Here is a 16,294-nt window from a genome sequence, read left to right as displayed (position 1 = left end):
CGGCATCTCAGGTAGGCTTGACCTGCAGCCAATGCAGACCATTGGGCTGCTCATATTCGAACCAGGAGATTTTGTGACCGCTGACCTCGTCATTGTCGGGTCAGGCTTTTTTGGCCTGACAATCGCAGAACAGGCAGCCACCGAGCTGGGCTTGAAGGTTGTTGTCATCGACCGCCGGCATCACGTCGGAGGCAACGCATACAGCGAAACGGAAGAGCGGACCGGAATCGAGGTGCACCGCTATGGTGCACACCTTTTCCATACCTCAAATGAGAGGGTTTGGGAGTACGTCAACCGGTTTACGACGTTCACGAACTACGTTCACAAGGTGTACGGCGTCCACAAGGGCGAGGTGTACTCCCTGCCCATCAACCTGGCAACGATCAACCAGTTCTTCCGTGCCAATCTGACTCCCAGCCAGGCGCAGGCCCTGATCAAGGAGCAATCGGGCGAACTCGCGGGAACTGATCCGCAGAATCTCAATGACAAGGGCATCCAACTGATCGGTCGCCCCCTGTACGAGGCTTTCATCAAGCATTACACCGGGAAGCAATGGCAGACGGATCCCAAGGACCTGCCAGCTGGGATCATTTCGCGGCTTCCTGTCAGGTACAACTATGACAACCGCTACTTCAATGATAAATACGAGGGTCTCCCGACCAACGGGTACACGGCGTGGATCGAGAAGATGGCCGAGCACCCGAACATCGAAGTACGCCTGAATACGGACTTCTTTGACGACTCGCATGAGTATTCGAAGGACAAGGTCGTTGGGAAGATTCCCGTTGTCTACACCGGCCCGGTTGACCGCTACTTCGACTTTGTGGCCGGCGACCTTTCGTGGCGAACGATCGATTTCGAGGAAGAGGTCCTGGATGTTGGAGACTTCCAGGGAACTTCCGTAGTGAACTACAACGACGACGACGTCCAGTTCACCCGGATCATCGAACCTCGCCATTTCCATCCTGAGCGTGGATACCAGACCGAAAAAACCGTCATCATGCGGGAGTTTTCCCGCTTCGCGGAAAAGGGCGACGAACCGTACTATCCGGTCAATACCGCGGAGGACCGCGAGAAGTTGCTCAAGTACCGGGATCTCGCTGCCTCGGAAAGAGACGTACTTTTCGGCGGCAGGCTGGGCACCTACAAGTACCTGGACATGCACATGGCAATCGGTTCGGCGCTCTCCATGTTTGACAACAAGATCCGGCCGCATTTCGAAAGCGGTGCAGCAATTGAAAGCGGAGGAGTGGACGCGTGAGCACCGAAACCAAAATGCAAGTACTGCAGCGGGTTATCCTGCCCGCCGATGACCAACTCGACACCACGGCCCTCTACGTGGATGCCGGCCCCGCAAATGGTATCCGCTTGCGCGAAAACGACGAGTTCGCCCGGAACCCCAAGTCCTCTGAAGAGAAGCTGCACTTCGTCAGTTCGGGTACCGAAGAGGTCCATTTTGAAGACGTCCTCTCAAGGAGCTCGGTCAGGCTCCGCGCTGGAGAGCAGCTCTCGTTTGGAACGTACTTCAATGCATTTCCAGCGAGTTACTGGCGCCGCTGGACTGACCTTCGGTCGATCCGACTCGTTGTCCGCACAACCGGCCACGGCACCGTCACGGTCTACAAGTCGAACGCGCGGGGCACTATCCAGCGCGTTGACGGCGCACGTGTCGAAGGCACTGCCGTTACCGAATTCGACCTTTCGCTGAAGCCCTTCGGCGACGGCGGCTGGTACTGGTTCGATCTTGCTTCCAGCCGCGAAGAACTGACGCTTGATTCCGCGGAATGGCAGGGCTCGGAGCGCGAGGGTAATCCTGGCACGGTGACCCTCGAAATAACCACTATGAACAAGCCGGATTTCTGCCTTAACAACGCCAGGATCCTCTCGGAACATCCGGACGTGCTGAAGCACGTCCGGGAGATCCTCATCGTGGATCAAGGAACACAGAAGGTCGCCGAGCAGCCCGGTTTTGCCGACGTGAAGGCAGCACTCGGAGACAAGCTCCGGATCATCGACCAAGCCAATCTCGGTGGCTCCGGTGGCTTTTCCCGCGGAATGTATGAGGCTGTGGAAAACGGCAGCGACTATGCGCTCCTGCTGGACGACGATGTCGTTATCGAGCCGGAAAGCATTTCGCGGCTGCTGGTTTTCTCTGACCACTGCAGTAAGCCCACCATCGTGGGCGGCCACATGTTCGACCTCTACAGCCGGAGCGTACTGCACACCTTTGGCGAAGTGGTGGATCCGTATCGCTTTGTGCCCGCAATGCCCCATGCCGATATGGAAATGAGGCATGACTTCAGCGTCGCGAACCTTCGGCAAACGCCGTGGCTTCACCGTCGGGTCGACGTCGACTACAACGGTTGGTGGTTGTGCATGATCCCGACCGCGATCATCCGGGAGATAGGGCTGTCCCTCCCGCTCTTCATCAAGTGGGACGACGCCGAGTACGGACTTCGCGCTCGTGAAGCAGGTTTCGCCACGGTGTCATTGCCAGGTGCCGCAGTGTGGCATGTGTCCTGGATCGACAAGGACGATCTGGTGGGCTGGCAGGCCTATTTCCATGGCCGGAACCGCCTCATCACAACGCTGATCTACAGCCCCTATAAGAAGGGGGGCCGCGTTATTCGGGAATCGTTCCAGGCCGACGTAAAGCACTTGGTTTCCATGCAGTACTTCACCGAACAGTCCCGGCTCGACGCTTTGCAGGACCTCTTCCTCGGGCCCGAACACCTGCATCGCAATATTGCCACGAAGCTCGGCGAAATTAATGCGTTGAAGTCGCAGTATCCCGATGCAGAGATGCGGGAGAACGTTGATGACTTCCCGGCTCCGGCCTTGGGCCAAGGGCCCTCCGGCCTCAAACCCATCGGGCTTCCTAACAAAAAGGATCTCGTCAAATGGGGAGTCACCACTGTGGCCCGCCAGTTGGTGAAGAGGCCGTCGGCAGAATCCGCAGAGCGGCCTCAAGGCTTCCTTGCCCACCGGGACAACCGATGGTTCCGGCTGGCGCACTATGACAGCGTCGTGGTCTCCAATGCGGACGGCACGGCTGCCTCTTGGTACAAACGGGACCCCGAAAAGCTCAAGTCCATGCTGGCCGAAGCAGGAAAACAACACGCCAATCTCTATCGCCAATGGGAGAAACTCTCGGAGCAGTACCGGAAGGCACTGCCGGAGATCACCTCCATGGAAGCCTGGAAGAAGACGTTTGGCCTGGCCGACGAGGAAGGTCACTAGATGACACAGCCCGTGACCGAGTTGGTCCAACCTGGTCGTGGCCGCGGCATCGTCGACGTCTACAAACACAAGTTCCTTCTCCAACTGCTTGTCCGCAAGGAGATCAAGATCCGCTACCGCGGTTCTGTGCTGGGACTGCTGTGGTCGTACGTGAAGCCGTTGATGCAGTTCTTGATCTACTTCGTGGCCCTCGGTGTTTTCCTCGACATGCAAAAGGGAACGCCGAACTACGCGGTGTATCTTTTTGCAGGAATCGTGCTGGTCAATTTCTTTACGGAGTCGCTAGGCAACGCAACGCGTTCCATTGTCGACAATAGAGATCTCATCCGTAAGATCTACCTGCCCAGGGAACTATTCCCGGTCTCTACGGTATGGGTTTCAGCGGCCCACCTGCTTCCCCAAGTGGTGGTGTTGGTCGGCGCTTGCTTGCTGACTGGCTGGAGCCCTTCAATATGGCAACTGCTAGCGGTGGTTGGGGCCTTCGTTCTCACGGCGATTCTTTCCACCGGGCTCGGATTGTTGTTCGGCGCTGCGAATGTGTACTTCCGTGACTCGGAGAACATCGTCGACATGATCCTGATGATCGTCACTTGGGCCTCGCCCGTGCTTTATGTGTGGCCAATGGTGCAACGGGTCATGGGTCCTTGGTTCTTCCTGTACCAACTGAACCCGGTGACTGTCGCCGTCGAGATTTTCCATTGGGCGTTTTGGTCACCGACGCTGAGCCCCGCGCAAGCGGGCTCGATTTCCATGCCCCCGGACCTGCTTACTGTCTGGTTCCCATCAGCCTTTGGCGTGGCTGTACTTGTCCTCGTGATCGGCCAGCTCGTCTTCATGAAGCTGTCCGTACATTTTGCCCAGGAACTCTGAAATGGCTGTACCAACGGGAGTCTCCGACAGCGTGGCTATTACCTGCCGCAATCTGCGGAAGAAATTTGTGCTCAGGCACACCCGCAGCATGAAGGAAGCAATCGTATGGTTGCTGACAGGGCGAAAAGGGGATCTGTCCAAGAAGTTTGACGCGCTGAAGGACGTTTCGTTGGACGTCGAACAGGGCGAAACCGTGGCTTTGCTAGGTCTCAACGGCTCGGGTAAATCAACACTCTTGAAGCTCATATCAGGAGTCCTGCAGCCGGATGAGGGTACCGTGCATACGCGGGGAAGGGTCGCTGGGCTCATCGAAGTCGGGGCCGGGTTCCATCACGACCTCAGTGGCCGTGACAATGTATACCTCAACGGCGCGATCCTAGGTATGAGCCAGAGCCAGATCGATGACATGTTCGATTCAATCGTTGAGTTCTCCGAGATCGGAGAATTCATCGACACTGAGGTCAAATTCTATTCTTCGGGCATGTACCTGAAGCTGGCGTTTTCCATTGCGGTCCACACAGACCCCGAAGTCTTCCTCATCGATGAGATCCTGGCTGTGGGCGACGAACCTTTCCAACGCAAATGCATCACCAAAATCAACGAACTGGCGGCCGCAGGTAAGACTCTCTTCGTGGTGAGCCACGACCTGGATCTGGTGGCTTCGGTGTGCAAGCGGGGCGTGCTCTTGGAACACGGTGAGATCATCATGGATGGCGAAGTGCACGCAGTGGTGAAGGAACTTCGACGGCGGTCCGCCGCTTAGCAGCGGCTCGAACCGGTCCGCTGCGGCACGGAATCGCAAACAGCCTGGATCAGTTACTTCCGCAGGCTGCTATTTTGTAGACCTTGGCGTCTCCCTGGCTGTCGAGCAGTTGCACTCCCGGGTTTTGGTCCAGATGCGTGAGGCCGGCCGGCGTGTGGTTGCCGCCGTGGACTTCCAGCAGACCGAAGTCAAGAACGTAGTAGGTATGCTGGCTCCGGACGGCCCTGCATACATCAGGGTCTTTCGAGATGGTTCCCAAGTGGTCGTATATCTCTTGGAGATCAGGGGAAACGTAACTGAGAATATGAAGCTGCGCTGACTTACGGTCACCCAGAGCGTAGGAAAGCGACGCTCCTGTATACGGGTTCCCGATCAAGACTGCGTCCTGCGGAACAACGTTGTGCAGTCTTTGGATGATGGCCAACTCGTCGCTCGAGACCAGGGGCGAGTTCACTGACAAGGCATATTTCGACGCCGCTTGCTCAACTTCCTTGTTGACCCCGCCTAGTTGCCCCAGAAAGACGGCCATGGCAATGAGAACGACGCCTACGCAGCCCTGAAGGGCAATGCCGAGACCCGAACGACCGGCTCCAAGCACGCGCCCACTTCGGAAAAGCCGCTGGAACCACCGGGAAACATGCGGGTTATGGCAGATCCATTCGACGCCGATCGCGGCAAGCAAGACGGCAACTACTGGAAGAAGGGCAGCGATGCGGTAGCTGTCGTTGTACCAAACTCCAGTAAGCAGGCTCCTCATCCTGGAAATGGGGAGGCCCGAAACAACGACGAACAAAACAGTGAAAATCAGGAAGACGGCGGCGATCCACCTATACCGGGGTCTCCTGAAGCATGTCCAAACACCCAACAACGCGACCGGTGCCACCAACCACGCGGTCGGCAAATCTAGCGGGGAGAAAACTAGAGCCTCGCCGAGAGCTTGAGGGGCTGTGTGGTACGGGCCCCAGAACGATGCGTCGGATGGTGGCCGGAGAACCACCCAGAGGACAATGAAGACCACGCAATAGGCGATCAAGCGTGCTATTAGCCTTGCCCGGCGGACACGTAGCAGACCGCTTCGGCGGAGCTTGAAAGCCTTCCAAGCTAGGACGCCAACCATGGGTGCAGTCCACGTCAGCCACGCCATGAAGGTGGTTGGATGCGCCACGACCAGTCCGGACAGACTCAACAAGAGGGCAAGGATCGCCGGCAGATCGCGGGGCAACCACGTGGGGGAGACGCGGGAAATCGCCACGGCGAGTGCAATGGACCCGGGCAAAATGCTGATTGACAAAAGATTGGGGTATAGCACACCAAAATCCATCATCAGCAGCGGGAACGCGCCAAGTGAGGCGCAGGCGACTCCCGTTGTCAGCGCCACGGCAGCAGAGCGGCCAATGGCCCACCGGGCCATCAAAAGACAGCTCAGTGGCCAAAATACTGCCGCAATGACGATGCTGGTGATATTCACCGCTGAAGGCACGTCCAGCGCGAAGGTGGAGGCAACCAGAGTTGCCACTGCGTTCCAGCCGGCCGGGTAGAAGCCGCCGCCGGTCATGTTTCCAATCGTCAAGGACGAGGCGTTACCAGTGTCAAGGGCGTACTTGACGGAATTGAGATGGAAAACGGCATCGTAGGTCTGAGAAAAATGTTCGGGGGCGCCGACAGCTTGCATGACGCGGGCGCCGATCACCACCATCGCCAATCCGGCGGAAACGAACGGAACGGAACGCCGCCAAAGGCCTGGTCTCGGGGTCTTTTCCGTGCCCCTGCGGGATCGCGAAACAAAGAATGCGACGACGCCAAGCACCACGGCCACAGCGGCCACCGGAATCAGGTTGAACCGCACATTCACGAACGGACTCGCGGTCGAAGCAATGGCGATCACGCCTACCGAGAGGGCAGGGGAGATGCCCAAGGCATCAAACCCGCGGTAGCGCAATCCCAGTGCCACAAGCAGGCCCGGCGCAAGCAGCAACAGGGCAGCGCCGACTAATTGCGGCAGGACAGACCACCACACGGGCCGGGACTAACCTTCGAGCAGGCCGTGGAGATATGCTCCGTAACCACTCTTTATCAGAGGCTCGGCACGTTCACGCAGCTCGTCGTCTGAAAGGAAGCCCTGCCGCCACGCGATTTCTTCAGGAGCGCCGATCTTCAGGCCCTGGCGGTTCTCTACCGTCCGGATGAAGTTTGAGGCGTCGTTCAGATCGTTGAAAGTACCAGTGTCGAGCCAGGCAGTGCCCCGCGGAAGGATCTCGACACGAAGCTTTTCGTTCTGAAGATATGTCCGGTTGATGTCGGTGATTTCGAGCTCGCCGCGAGCCGAAGGTTTCAGATTCTTCGCGATCTCCACAACGTCATTGTCATAGAAATACAGGCCGGGAACTGCATAATGCGACTTGGGGTGTTCAGGCTTTTCCTCAAGTGAAATCGCCTTGCCGTCTTCATCGAATTCCACCACGCCGTAGGCCTTGGGGTCTTTCACCCAATAACCAAAGACGGCGCCGCCGTCGATGTTTGCATGCTTCCGCAATTGCGTGCCCATGCCCTGCCCGTAGAAGATGTTGTCACCCAGTACGAGGGCGACGGTTTCATTTCCGATGTGTTCCTCGCCGAGGATAAACGCTTGGGCGAGTCCGTCAGGTGAAGGCTGCTGGACGTAGGAAATGTTCACGCCGAACTGGGATCCGTCCCCCAGGAGCCGTTGAAACTGCTCTGCGTCATGCGGCGTCGTGATAACGAGGATGTCGCGAATGCCCGCCAGGATGAGCGTGGAGAGGGGGTAGTAGATCATTGGCTTGTCGTACACCGGGACCAACTGCTTGCTGATGCCGTGAGTAATAGGATGCAGCCGAGAGCCGGTGCCACCGGCAAGAATGATTCCACGCATGGTCTCCATCATCCCCTACCTTCCAGTCCGCGGCAAAACCAGCAGTTGAACGCGGGGACAGGATCCAAACGTCTAGCTGGTGTGCGCCCGTCCGCTTCGCCCACGGATGCCATCAATGGTTCCCTTGAACGCTGACTTCAGACGTGCAGCGCGGCCCGGTGCAAGCACGGTGACGAAAAGGAGGTGCCTTAGGTCCAAGAACAAACCCCCCGCTACCCAGCCCGGATGGACTTTGATATATCGCCGACCGACAAGAATCCTGTTTCGGAAGATGTAGTAATAGCGCCAGGAAGCCGCGATGCGGACTTTCAGGGCCCTATCCTGAAAATTGATGTCTTTGCCCCAAATGTTGGCATCTACCAACGTCCCCAGCGAATGATCGAATTCCGCATCCGCTAGTACCGTTGGCAGCCCAGCGTCGAGGGCGCGGAAGTAGTACTCCGTGTCCACGAGGTCGATGAACAAGCCGTCCCAGAAGTTGCCGATCGTATCCAGGGTGGAAACCGGTATCAGCAATCCTGATTGAATTGGCTCGCGACCCAGCGGGACTCCGGACTTCGAACCAGCTGTTTTGACCGGATTGCCATGAATTCGTGCAGGCGATACGAGCCCCGGGGTGATACCGGCAGCCGCCGCAGAGTCAGCAGCGTCCACTAGCCGGCGGACATATTCGGCGGTCAGGAGCGAATCTTGGTCAACCGTGATGATGTACTCGACAGGCTTGGTTCGTGCCAGTTCGATCCCCGCGTTCAGAGCTGATGCAATTCCGGAGTTTTCCTTGAGACGCAGCACCAAAGCGCCGGCTTCCTCAGCGGAGTCAAAGACCTGGTCGAAACGCAGGTCCGCCGCCGTCGTCGACGACGACCACAGTTGTTAGTTGCCGAAGCAAGGACGAGACGTTTTCGACCAGGTGAGCCGTCGGCCGAAAGGCGGTAACTACGGCGGCAACGTGGCTCAGCCGCGTGGACGCGTCATTATCGGGGTTCACGTCGATTTCCCTAGTTTCCAAGAGTGTGCCGAAGGAGGGAACCGACTGCCGCGCGGCCGCCGTGCAATGCCGCATTCGGGAGGAGGAGGAGTGCATACGCCCTGGACGTGATGCGCAAGGCCGCGGCTCGCGATGCCTTCCGCCATCCTCTCTTCATGCAGAGATCGGCGGCAAGATCGAAATATGCACGCTCCCCGGCGAAACGGGAACCATCCAGCAGCTTGCTCGATGAAGCGCTGCCAGTGTGTCTGCGGTATGCGAAACACACTTCGGGTTCGATGAGTAGCTCGGCCCCTGCCAGGACCATGTCGATGATCAGTCCAAGATCCTGAATGACGTGGAGGCCGTCACGAAAATCGAAGTCCGTGATCCTGTCCCGTCGGAAAATCAAAGACGGCCAATAGAGCCAGTCGCCGTGAAGGAGGCTGACGGCCAACTTCTCGCCGCTGACCACCCTGGCTTGGGATCCGCGGGGTTTGACCAAGTGCTGCTTCACAAGATCCGCAATCGGCCGCGCGGTTTCGCCGGCTTCATCGATCACCTGCACGCCTGGCTGGATGATCCAGGCATCCGGGAAGTCCTTGTGGGCACGGAGCGCGACGTCAACGAAGTTGGGCAAGAGGACGTCGTCGCAACCCATGACTACCAGCGTGTCCTGTGTTGCCAGTGAGACACATGTCCGGAAGTTCTCCGTAATGCCCTCGTTGTTTTCCTTGCGAATGTAGGTGATTCGAGGATCGTTGATCTGCTCCAGGTATAGGCGGACCTCGTCACCGGGATACGCGTCGTCCACAACGGTCAGGAGCCAATCGTGCGAATCCTGTGCCAGTACGCTGTCAACTGCCTGCCGCATGTAGTCAGGATCCCCCCAATAGGGGATGAAGATGTCCAGGGCCATTCGGTTCCTTACTTCGGGCTGGAGGGAGTTGGGGTGTCATCCTCCGCGGTTTCGGTGCTCTGCAGGCGCTCAAGGAGGGCACGCATGATGGCAACTTCTTCAGCCAACGTCCTGGTCTCGTCTTCAACGACGGAAATCTCCCAGGACAGGTGTAAACAGACTCCCAACAGCAGCAGGATGCTGATGATGAATAGCAGGTTTGATGGCAGCTGCACGCCGACCAGCTCGGCAACGATAGTCAGCAGTCGCGGGAACGCAGCAAGGACAAGCGTTCCGATGCCGACGACAAGCCACAGCGCAGCGTACTTCTCACGAAGCTTCTTGCGCCGAAGCATCTCAAACACAATTCCCACAATCGCCAAAGCGAGGAGGAAGGCAGCAAGATTTCCCATCAGGAAGCCCCCTGGGCCGACGATGATACAGATGGAATGGCGGACCGCTTACGGGTAAGCGCGAAGAGGAGCGCGAACGTGGAGCGGCCAAGATAGATCGCTGCCTTGGCGGGGTTGTGGCTAGGAGTGCCGCCCTGCCGCGGGCGCATCGCGACCGGGATCTGGGTTACCTTGCATCCCGAACGGATTGCTACGACGAGAGAGTCGATGGTGTCGCCCAGGTACTCGGCAGGGTAGTGGTCCAGATATTGGGTGATGGCACGATCGTTGGCGGCCCTGAAGCCCGACGTCACGTCGGTGAGGCGGGTTTTTGCCAGGCCGGAGATGACTTTCGCGAGGAATTGCATTGCCCACTTCCGAGGCCCGCTTACCCTGGTATTCGCCCTTCTCAGCGAATCGGGCACCGATCGAAATGTCGGCATGCTCAAGTCCAGCGAGGACTTCGCCGATATTCCGCGGGTCATGTTGCCCATCGGCGTCGACCTGGATGACCCGGCAGTAGCCCAAGCGCTTGGCGTATTTGAAGCCAGCGCGCATGGCTCCGCCGACGCCGAGGTTGAAGGGAAGGTTCAGTACCGTGGCGCCTGCCTCCGCGGCAAGTTCCGCTGTGGCATCGGTGGAACCATCATTGACGACCAAGACATCGTAGGGGCGTCCGACTCCAAGCACTTCGCGAACTGTGTTGCCCACTGATTCGGCTTCGTTCCATGCCGGCATGATGACCAGGACCCTCGTTGAATCATGAATTTCCATCGTTCTCCTATATGTCAACGTGGCTGGATGCGGTTGAGGAGATCTTGGCTGATACGACCTTGCCGTCCGCGGCATGAATCGATGAGCCCCTCCCAAGCGGCGATCGCCAGATATCGTCGATCCGGGCTGAACGCGAAGCGGAGAAGCTGTGCCTTCGCGTCTTCGACCATCCGCCGCAGGACCCATCCTGGATTGCGAAGCCAGTACCTCCGCGCGAGGGTAGTCCCGTTCCGCATGATGTAGTACATCCGGAAAGGTGAGTAGTAGTTGAAGGACAAATCATTTCCACGAAGCCGCAGAGGCAGTCCTAGTACCTTCGCCGGGAGACGCGCGCCGAGGCGGTGCCCGACTTCGCAGCCGGTCCCGATGACGATGCTGTAGCCGGCAGCCCTCACGCGTGCAGTGAACTCGGAATCCACGCAGTCGATGAAGAACCCCGCCTCGAACTTGCCGACATCGGCCAAAGTGGAACTCGGTATGAAGAAGCCTGACTGCATGGGGTCGAACGCTTCTGACAATCCGTTGGACGTTCCGAGGGACGGTACTGGATGTCCGCTGAACGTTTCAGCACTTACGAAGCCCACTTTGTGTCCATCAGCGGTCGCGCGGTCGAGCGTCGCAAGCGCCTTTGCGACGTAATCCTGGAACTGGGAGTGAATCCTGATCGAAGGTCAGCACAAAATCAGGTCGAGTTGTCGACTCCAATTCTTCGATTCCGAAATTGAGCGCGGCAGCAATGCCGGAGTTGCTGCTCAGCCGCAGGATCTTCACTCCGGTCGCGGCAAGCTGATCAAGGATCGACTCCGACGCCGGCGACGTGCTGCAGTCGTCGACGACGATGATTTCGTCAACTTGCTTCCCAATGGATTCAGCGTTGCTAAGCAGATCATCGTCCGGGTTGAACGCAGCGATGACTGCTGCGGTTCGTCGTTGTGGGCTTTCAATCACGGAGACGATCCTACCTGTCCACACTTACAGGAAGCGCCTTGGCGGGTAGCAGCCTTGACGCCGGAAGGAGAAGTCCGAAGAAGAGCAATGCCTCGCTGATGGCCATTCCCAGTGCCACACCCGAAACATTCGAGCCTAGGCCCGCCACGACCATGAACGCGACTCCAACCACGGCCGACAGCCCCGTCCAGATCAGGACTGTTCTTTGACGCCCGGCTGGAATGAGGAGATTTCTGATCAGCGGTGTAGACGCCGAGAGGAAAAAGAAGGACAGCCCATAGAAGACCGATGTCACGGTGTCCGCCTTGTTTACATCGCTGAACAGGATCGCTGAAGCCCAAGGACCAAGGAATCCCAAACCAAGCGCGCCGACTGCCCCGAGCGCGAGGTTGGTCAGCAGTGCCACTGCATGCCGCCGTCGGGAGTCCTCCGGACTGCCTTCAAGAGTCCAGCTTTGAAAAGTGTTCCCGACGGCCACGACGCTGAAAAGACCGAACCGGTAGATGCTGTCCGCAGAAGCAAAACCGGCCGTTGCCGTGGCGAGCGGCACAGTTGCGGTTGCGATAGGAACGGGGGACGAGGCGTAGGCGCTGCCGGCAAAATTGATGGCCGCGGTCCCCGTTTCCGGAGCGATCTCCCGAATGACATTCCCGGGACGCGCTGGAAACCAGGTGCCGACTTCTCCGAACCGCCGCTGGAACGCCACCAATGCGGCAACGGTTGCGAGCAGTGCGAGGACACCATAGATCCAAATCTGCCCTGTGAGAATAATCAGGGGAACGCTCAGCAGTGCTCCGCAAAACCGGGGGAGGGTGTCGTAAATAGCCAAAATCCGCGGTTGACCGGTGCCGATTCCGAACCACGCTGGAGAAAACCCCGTGAGGGCCGTGGACCAGGCCATCGTGATTGCGTCGAGACGGTAGCCCTCGCGTGCGACGAGGGCCACGACGATGCTCATGAGCGGAAGGACCACGACGGCAATGACAATCCGCGTCCGCAGGCTTCTTGAATAAATCGACGCGCGATCCTTGGGGGAGCGGCTCCGCGCAATGGCAACGGGGCCGGAAATATTCCAGCTCCATAGAATGATGGTGGCGCCAAAGACCCCGATGGCTTGGCCGGATGTAATGCTCGACCACCCCGCGGCACCTACGACGCGGGCGATGACAGGCAACAGGAGGAAGGGCAGTACCAAGGCGAGAAGAGGAAGCAGCGTGAAGCCGGCGAGTCGGAGCAACACGGGTTTCATTACTGATAGGTCCTATTGCTCGACGGCGTGACCTTACGATGATACGTGATTAGGCATGCCCGCCTACGTCTTGGCAACTCGCCTAGAGTGGAGTTCATGAACGATTCGACGACGCCGGACGGGCAGGCGATCCGGGTGAGTGTCTGCATGGCGGCTTACAAGGGATCCCTCTTTATTGAAGAGCAGATTGACTCCATTCTCAGTGACCTTGGGCCTGACGATGAGTTGGTGATTGTGGACGATGCGTCGCCCGACAACACCGCGGCAATCGTCAGTGCCAATGTGGACCCCAGAATCCGCTTCGTTGGAGCATCGGTCAACAAGGGATATGTCCGGACGTTTGAACAGGCCGTGGAATTGAGCCGGGGCGAGTTCATCATGCTTTCCGACCAGGACGACGTGTGGGTTCATGGGAGAGTGGACCGCATGCTGGCGGCGTTGGCAGACCACAAGATCGTTGCTGGAAATTTTGACGTCCTCGGTGGTGGACCTCGGCCGTGGATCCCTCGCCTGCGCTCGTCGGACTCCCGACGGCATCTGGCCAATCTTTTTGCGATCCTGCTCGGATACCGGGCGTACTACGGGTGCGCGATGGGCTTCCGCCGGGAAGCGCTGAGCTATTTCGTGCCGATCCCTGCGTATGTCAATGAATCCCATGACCTTTGGCTGGCCATCTGCGGCAATGTTGCCCGTTCGATTCGCCACCTCGATGAATCCACTGTGCTTCGCCGGTTGCATGACGACAACCAGACACCGGCAGGGTGGCGTTCCTTGTCGAGAATCGTGAAGGCACGCATCATGATTCTTCGACTCATGTTCGAAGCCACACGCCGGGTGCGCCTGAGGTCTTGACTGCCTTGACCTTGGCGTTCGGTAGGCTGGTCTCATGCAAAAACTTCTGGTCACCGGCGGTGCCGGCTTCATCGGTTCGAATTTTGTCCACTATGTCCTCGAGCGGACCGAAGACAACGTTACGGTTCTCGACAAACTAACGTACGCGGGCAATCTTGAATCCTTGAATGGCCTACCGAAGGAACGGTTCCAGTTTGTTCAGGGCGACATTTCCGATGCTGAGCTGGTGGATCGGCTCGTTGGAGACTGTGACGTGGTTGTCCACTACGCAGCGGAGTCGCACAACGACAACTCCTTGCACGACCCACGCCCGTTCCTGGACACCAACATCATTGGAACGTACACGCTGATCGAGGCCGCACGGAAGCACGGCAAGCGTTTCCACCACATCTCCACGGATGAGGTTTACGGTGACCTCGAATTGGACGACCCTGAGCGCTTCACGGAAGCTACCCCCTACAATCCGTCGAGTCCTTACTCTTCAACCAAAGCGGGCTCCGACTTGTTGGTGCGCGCTTGGGTGCGGTCCTTCGGACTCCAGGCGACCATCAGCAACTGCTCCAACAACTATGGTCCGTACCAGCACGTCGAGAAGTTCATTCCCCGCCAGATCACCAATGTGATTGACGGAATCCGGCCCAAGCTCTATGGCAAGGGCGAGAACGTTCGTGACTGGATTCACGCAAATGATCACTCGTCCGCCGTGCTTGCGATCATTGAAAAGGGCCGGATCGGCGAGACGTACCTGATCGGCGCTGATGGCGAGAAGAACAACAAGGACGTTGTTGAGCTCATCCTCAAGCACATGGGCCAGTCGCCTGACGCTTACGACCACGTTGTGGACCGGCCTGGCCACGACCTCCGCTATGCGATCGATTCCAGCAAGCTCCGCGACGAACTCGGCTGGCAGCCGGAATATTCCAACTTCGACGCCGGAATAGAGGCCACCATTGCTTGGTACCGGGACAATGAGTCCTGGTGGCGGTCGCAGAAAGCTGCTACTGAAGCCAAGTACAAGGAACAGGGACAGTAGAAGATGACGATCGAGTTCTCGAAGCCTCTCGCTGCCCACGAAACGCCGATTCCGGGCGTGGTTGTCTATGACCTCCCCGTTCACGGCGACAACCGCGGGTGGTTCAAGGAGAACTGGCAGCGCGAGAAGATGCTGGCTCTTGGTTTGCCGGACTTCCGCCCGGTTCAGAACAACATTTCCTTCAACGAGAAGGCAGGTACAACCCGCGGGATCCACGCGGAGCCGTGGGACAAGTTCATCTCTGTGGCCACAGGCCGGATTTTCGGTGCCTGGGTCGACTTGCGCGAAGGTCCGTCCTTTGGAGCGGTCTTCACCACGGAGCTTGATCCGAGCCAGGCCATCTTCATTCCGCGCGGGGTGGGCAACGCGTTTCAAACGCTGGAAGACAACACTGCCTACACGTATTTGGTCAATGACCATTGGTCCGCGGACGCTCAGAGCCAATACACGTTCCTGAACCTTGCAGACGAAACAGCGGCTATCGACTGGCCCGTCCCGTTGGATCAGGCAGAGCTCTCTGACAAGGACAAAGCCCACCCACGCTTGGCCGAAGTGGCGCCGATGCCTGCCCGAAAGATCCTCGTCGTGGGTGCCGACGGACAGCTCGGTAAGGCGTTGCGTGCAGCGTACGACGGCGACGCTTCCGTCGAGTTCGCAGCAAGGGCGGATTTTGACTTGTCGAAGGACGAGTCGTTTGCCGCGCGGAACTGGAAGAAATACTCCACGATCGTCAACGCGGCCGCATTCACCGCCGTCGACGCTGCTGAAAGCTCCGAGGGCCGGGAAGCCGCCTGGCAGGTCAACGTATCCGCAGTGGCACGCTTGGCCAGGACCGCGATTGAGCAGGATCTGACTTTGGTCCATATCTCGTCGGACTATGTATTCGATGGAACGCGCGAATCGCATGACGAGGATGAGCCGTTCACCCCGCTTGGCGTCTACGGCCAGACCAAGGCCGCCGGGGACGCCGTTGTCAGTGTGGTTCCGCGCCACTATATTGTGCGGACCAGCTGGGTCATTGGAGAGGGCAACAACTTCGTCCGGACCATGGCCTCGCTCGCTAACCGTGGAATCAAGCCGAGCGTCGTCAATGACCAGATCGGGCGGCTCAGCTTCACGGAAGACATCGCGGCCGGAATCAAGCACTTGCTGGAGTCCAACGCCCCGTATGGTGCCTACAACCTCAGCAATGATGGCGAACCGCAATCCTGGGCGGACATCGCAGGCGACGTCTACGAGCTCTGCGGCGCATCGGGGGCTGACGTTACAGGCGTGAGCACCGAGGAGTACTTCGCTGGCAAAGCCGCGGCGCCGCGTCCGCTGAAGAGCACCCTGAGCCTGGGCAAGATCAAAGACGCAGGATTCGCTCCAGCCAGCAGCGCCGGCAGGCTGGCTGAGTATCTTCGGGGCTAGTTGCT

General features: G+C 58.5%; 16 protein-coding genes and 1 pseudogene. 7 read left to right on the top strand and 10 right to left on the bottom strand.

Annotated elements, in window-relative coordinates:
• The first annotated feature begins 73 nt into the window (after window positions 1-73).
• The 4 genes from glf to ACF0H6_RS05145 are packed head-to-tail and all read left to right on the top strand — an operon-like array spanning window position 74 to window position 4,873.
• Window positions 74-1,261: a UDP-galactopyranose mutase gene (gene glf / locus ACF0H6_RS05160; protein WP_395248711.1), complete on the top strand. Its 1,188-nt coding sequence runs from the start codon at window positions 74-76 to the stop codon at window positions 1,259-1,261.
• A gap of 14 nt (window positions 1,262-1,275) precedes the next feature.
• Window positions 1,276-3,240, top strand: a complete 1,965-nt coding sequence (locus ACF0H6_RS05155) for a glycosyltransferase (protein WP_395249886.1) — start codon at window positions 1,276-1,278, stop codon at window positions 3,238-3,240.
• Window positions 3,241-4,110, top strand: a complete 870-nt coding sequence (locus tag ACF0H6_RS05150; RefSeq protein ID WP_395248710.1) for an ABC transporter permease — start codon at window positions 3,241-3,243, stop codon at window positions 4,108-4,110. It abuts the gene before it with no gap.
• Between the two features lies 1 nt (window position 4,111).
• Window positions 4,112-4,873 carry an ABC transporter ATP-binding protein gene (locus tag ACF0H6_RS05145; protein ID WP_395248709.1) on the top strand — a complete coding sequence of 254 codons (762 nt, stop codon included), beginning with the start codon at window positions 4,112-4,114 and terminating at the stop codon, window positions 4,871-4,873.
• A 49-nt stretch (window positions 4,874-4,922) separates the two neighbouring features.
• Here ACF0H6_RS05145 and ACF0H6_RS05140 read toward each other — a convergent pair whose 3' ends face one another.
• The 10 genes and pseudogenes from ACF0H6_RS05140 to ACF0H6_RS05095 all read right to left on the bottom strand — a co-directional run bounded on the left by ACF0H6_RS05140 (window position 4,923) and on the right by ACF0H6_RS05095 (window position 12,991).
• Complete coding sequence (locus ACF0H6_RS05140) at window positions 4,923-6,890, bottom strand: DUF6541 family protein (protein WP_395248708.1); 1,968 nt, start codon at window positions 6,888-6,890, stop codon at window positions 4,923-4,925.
• Between the two features lie 9 nt (window positions 6,891-6,899).
• Complete coding sequence (gene rfbA, locus ACF0H6_RS05135; RefSeq protein WP_395248707.1) at window positions 6,900-7,763, bottom strand: glucose-1-phosphate thymidylyltransferase RfbA; 864 nt, start codon at window positions 7,761-7,763, stop codon at window positions 6,900-6,902.
• Window positions 7,764-7,835: 72 nt separating this feature from the next.
• Entirely contained in the window at window positions 7,836-8,555 is a 720-nt protein-coding gene (locus ACF0H6_RS05130; protein ID WP_395249885.1) for a glycosyltransferase, read from the bottom strand.
• A gap of 25 nt (window positions 8,556-8,580) precedes the next feature.
• Window positions 8,581-8,751 (bottom strand): hypothetical protein, encoded by a 171-nt coding sequence (locus ACF0H6_RS05125; RefSeq protein ID WP_395248706.1) that lies wholly within the window; start codon window positions 8,749-8,751, stop codon window positions 8,581-8,583.
• 10 nt (window positions 8,752-8,761) lie between these two features.
• The gene (locus ACF0H6_RS05120; RefSeq protein ID WP_395248705.1) at window positions 8,762-9,649 is read right to left on the bottom strand and encodes a glycosyltransferase; all 888 of its coding nucleotides are present in this window, start codon (window positions 9,647-9,649) and stop codon (window positions 8,762-8,764) included.
• Between the two features lie 8 nt (window positions 9,650-9,657).
• Window positions 9,658-10,041: a DUF2304 domain-containing protein gene (locus ACF0H6_RS05115; protein WP_395248704.1), complete on the bottom strand. Its 384-nt coding sequence runs from the start codon at window positions 10,039-10,041 to the stop codon at window positions 9,658-9,660.
• Window positions 10,041-10,794 (bottom strand): annotated as a pseudogene (locus ACF0H6_RS05110) (glycosyltransferase family 2 protein). Before ACF0H6_RS05110 ends, ACF0H6_RS05115 begins: the two are co-directional and overlap by 1 nt.
• Before the next feature lie 14 nt (window positions 10,795-10,808).
• A complete protein-coding gene (locus tag ACF0H6_RS05105; RefSeq protein WP_395248703.1) occupies window positions 10,809-11,378 on the bottom strand; it encodes a hypothetical protein in 570 nt (189 codons plus the stop codon).
• A 10-nt stretch (window positions 11,379-11,388) separates the two neighbouring features.
• Window positions 11,389-11,742 (bottom strand): glycosyltransferase, encoded by a 354-nt coding sequence (locus ACF0H6_RS05100; protein WP_395248702.1) that lies wholly within the window; start codon window positions 11,740-11,742, stop codon window positions 11,389-11,391.
• 10 nt (window positions 11,743-11,752) lie between these two features.
• Complete coding sequence (locus tag ACF0H6_RS05095; protein WP_395248701.1) at window positions 11,753-12,991, bottom strand: polysaccharide biosynthesis protein; 1,239 nt, start codon at window positions 12,989-12,991, stop codon at window positions 11,753-11,755.
• A gap of 96 nt (window positions 12,992-13,087) precedes the next feature.
• Here ACF0H6_RS05095 and ACF0H6_RS05090 point away from each other — a divergent pair, with 96 nt between their 5' ends.
• The 3 genes from ACF0H6_RS05090 to ACF0H6_RS05080 are packed head-to-tail and all read left to right on the top strand — an operon-like array spanning window position 13,088 to window position 16,289.
• Entirely contained in the window at window positions 13,088-13,843 is a 756-nt protein-coding gene (locus ACF0H6_RS05090; protein ID WP_395248700.1) for a glycosyltransferase, read from the top strand.
• Between the two features lie 34 nt (window positions 13,844-13,877).
• On the top strand, window positions 13,878-14,876 hold the full coding sequence (gene rfbB, locus ACF0H6_RS05085) for a dTDP-glucose 4,6-dehydratase (protein WP_395248699.1): 999 nt from the start codon (window positions 13,878-13,880) through the stop codon (window positions 14,874-14,876).
• A gap of 3 nt (window positions 14,877-14,879) precedes the next feature.
• Window positions 14,880-16,289: a sugar nucleotide-binding protein gene (locus ACF0H6_RS05080; protein WP_395248698.1), complete on the top strand. Its 1,410-nt coding sequence runs from the start codon at window positions 14,880-14,882 to the stop codon at window positions 16,287-16,289.
• Window positions 16,290-16,294 lie beyond the last annotated feature (5 nt).

The sequence above is a fragment of the Arthrobacter sp. NA-172 genome (genome assembly GCF_043952055.1).
Taxonomy (GTDB): domain Bacteria; phylum Actinomycetota; class Actinomycetes; order Actinomycetales; family Micrococcaceae; genus Arthrobacter.
This window is presented reverse-complemented; position numbering and strand designations above follow the sequence as displayed.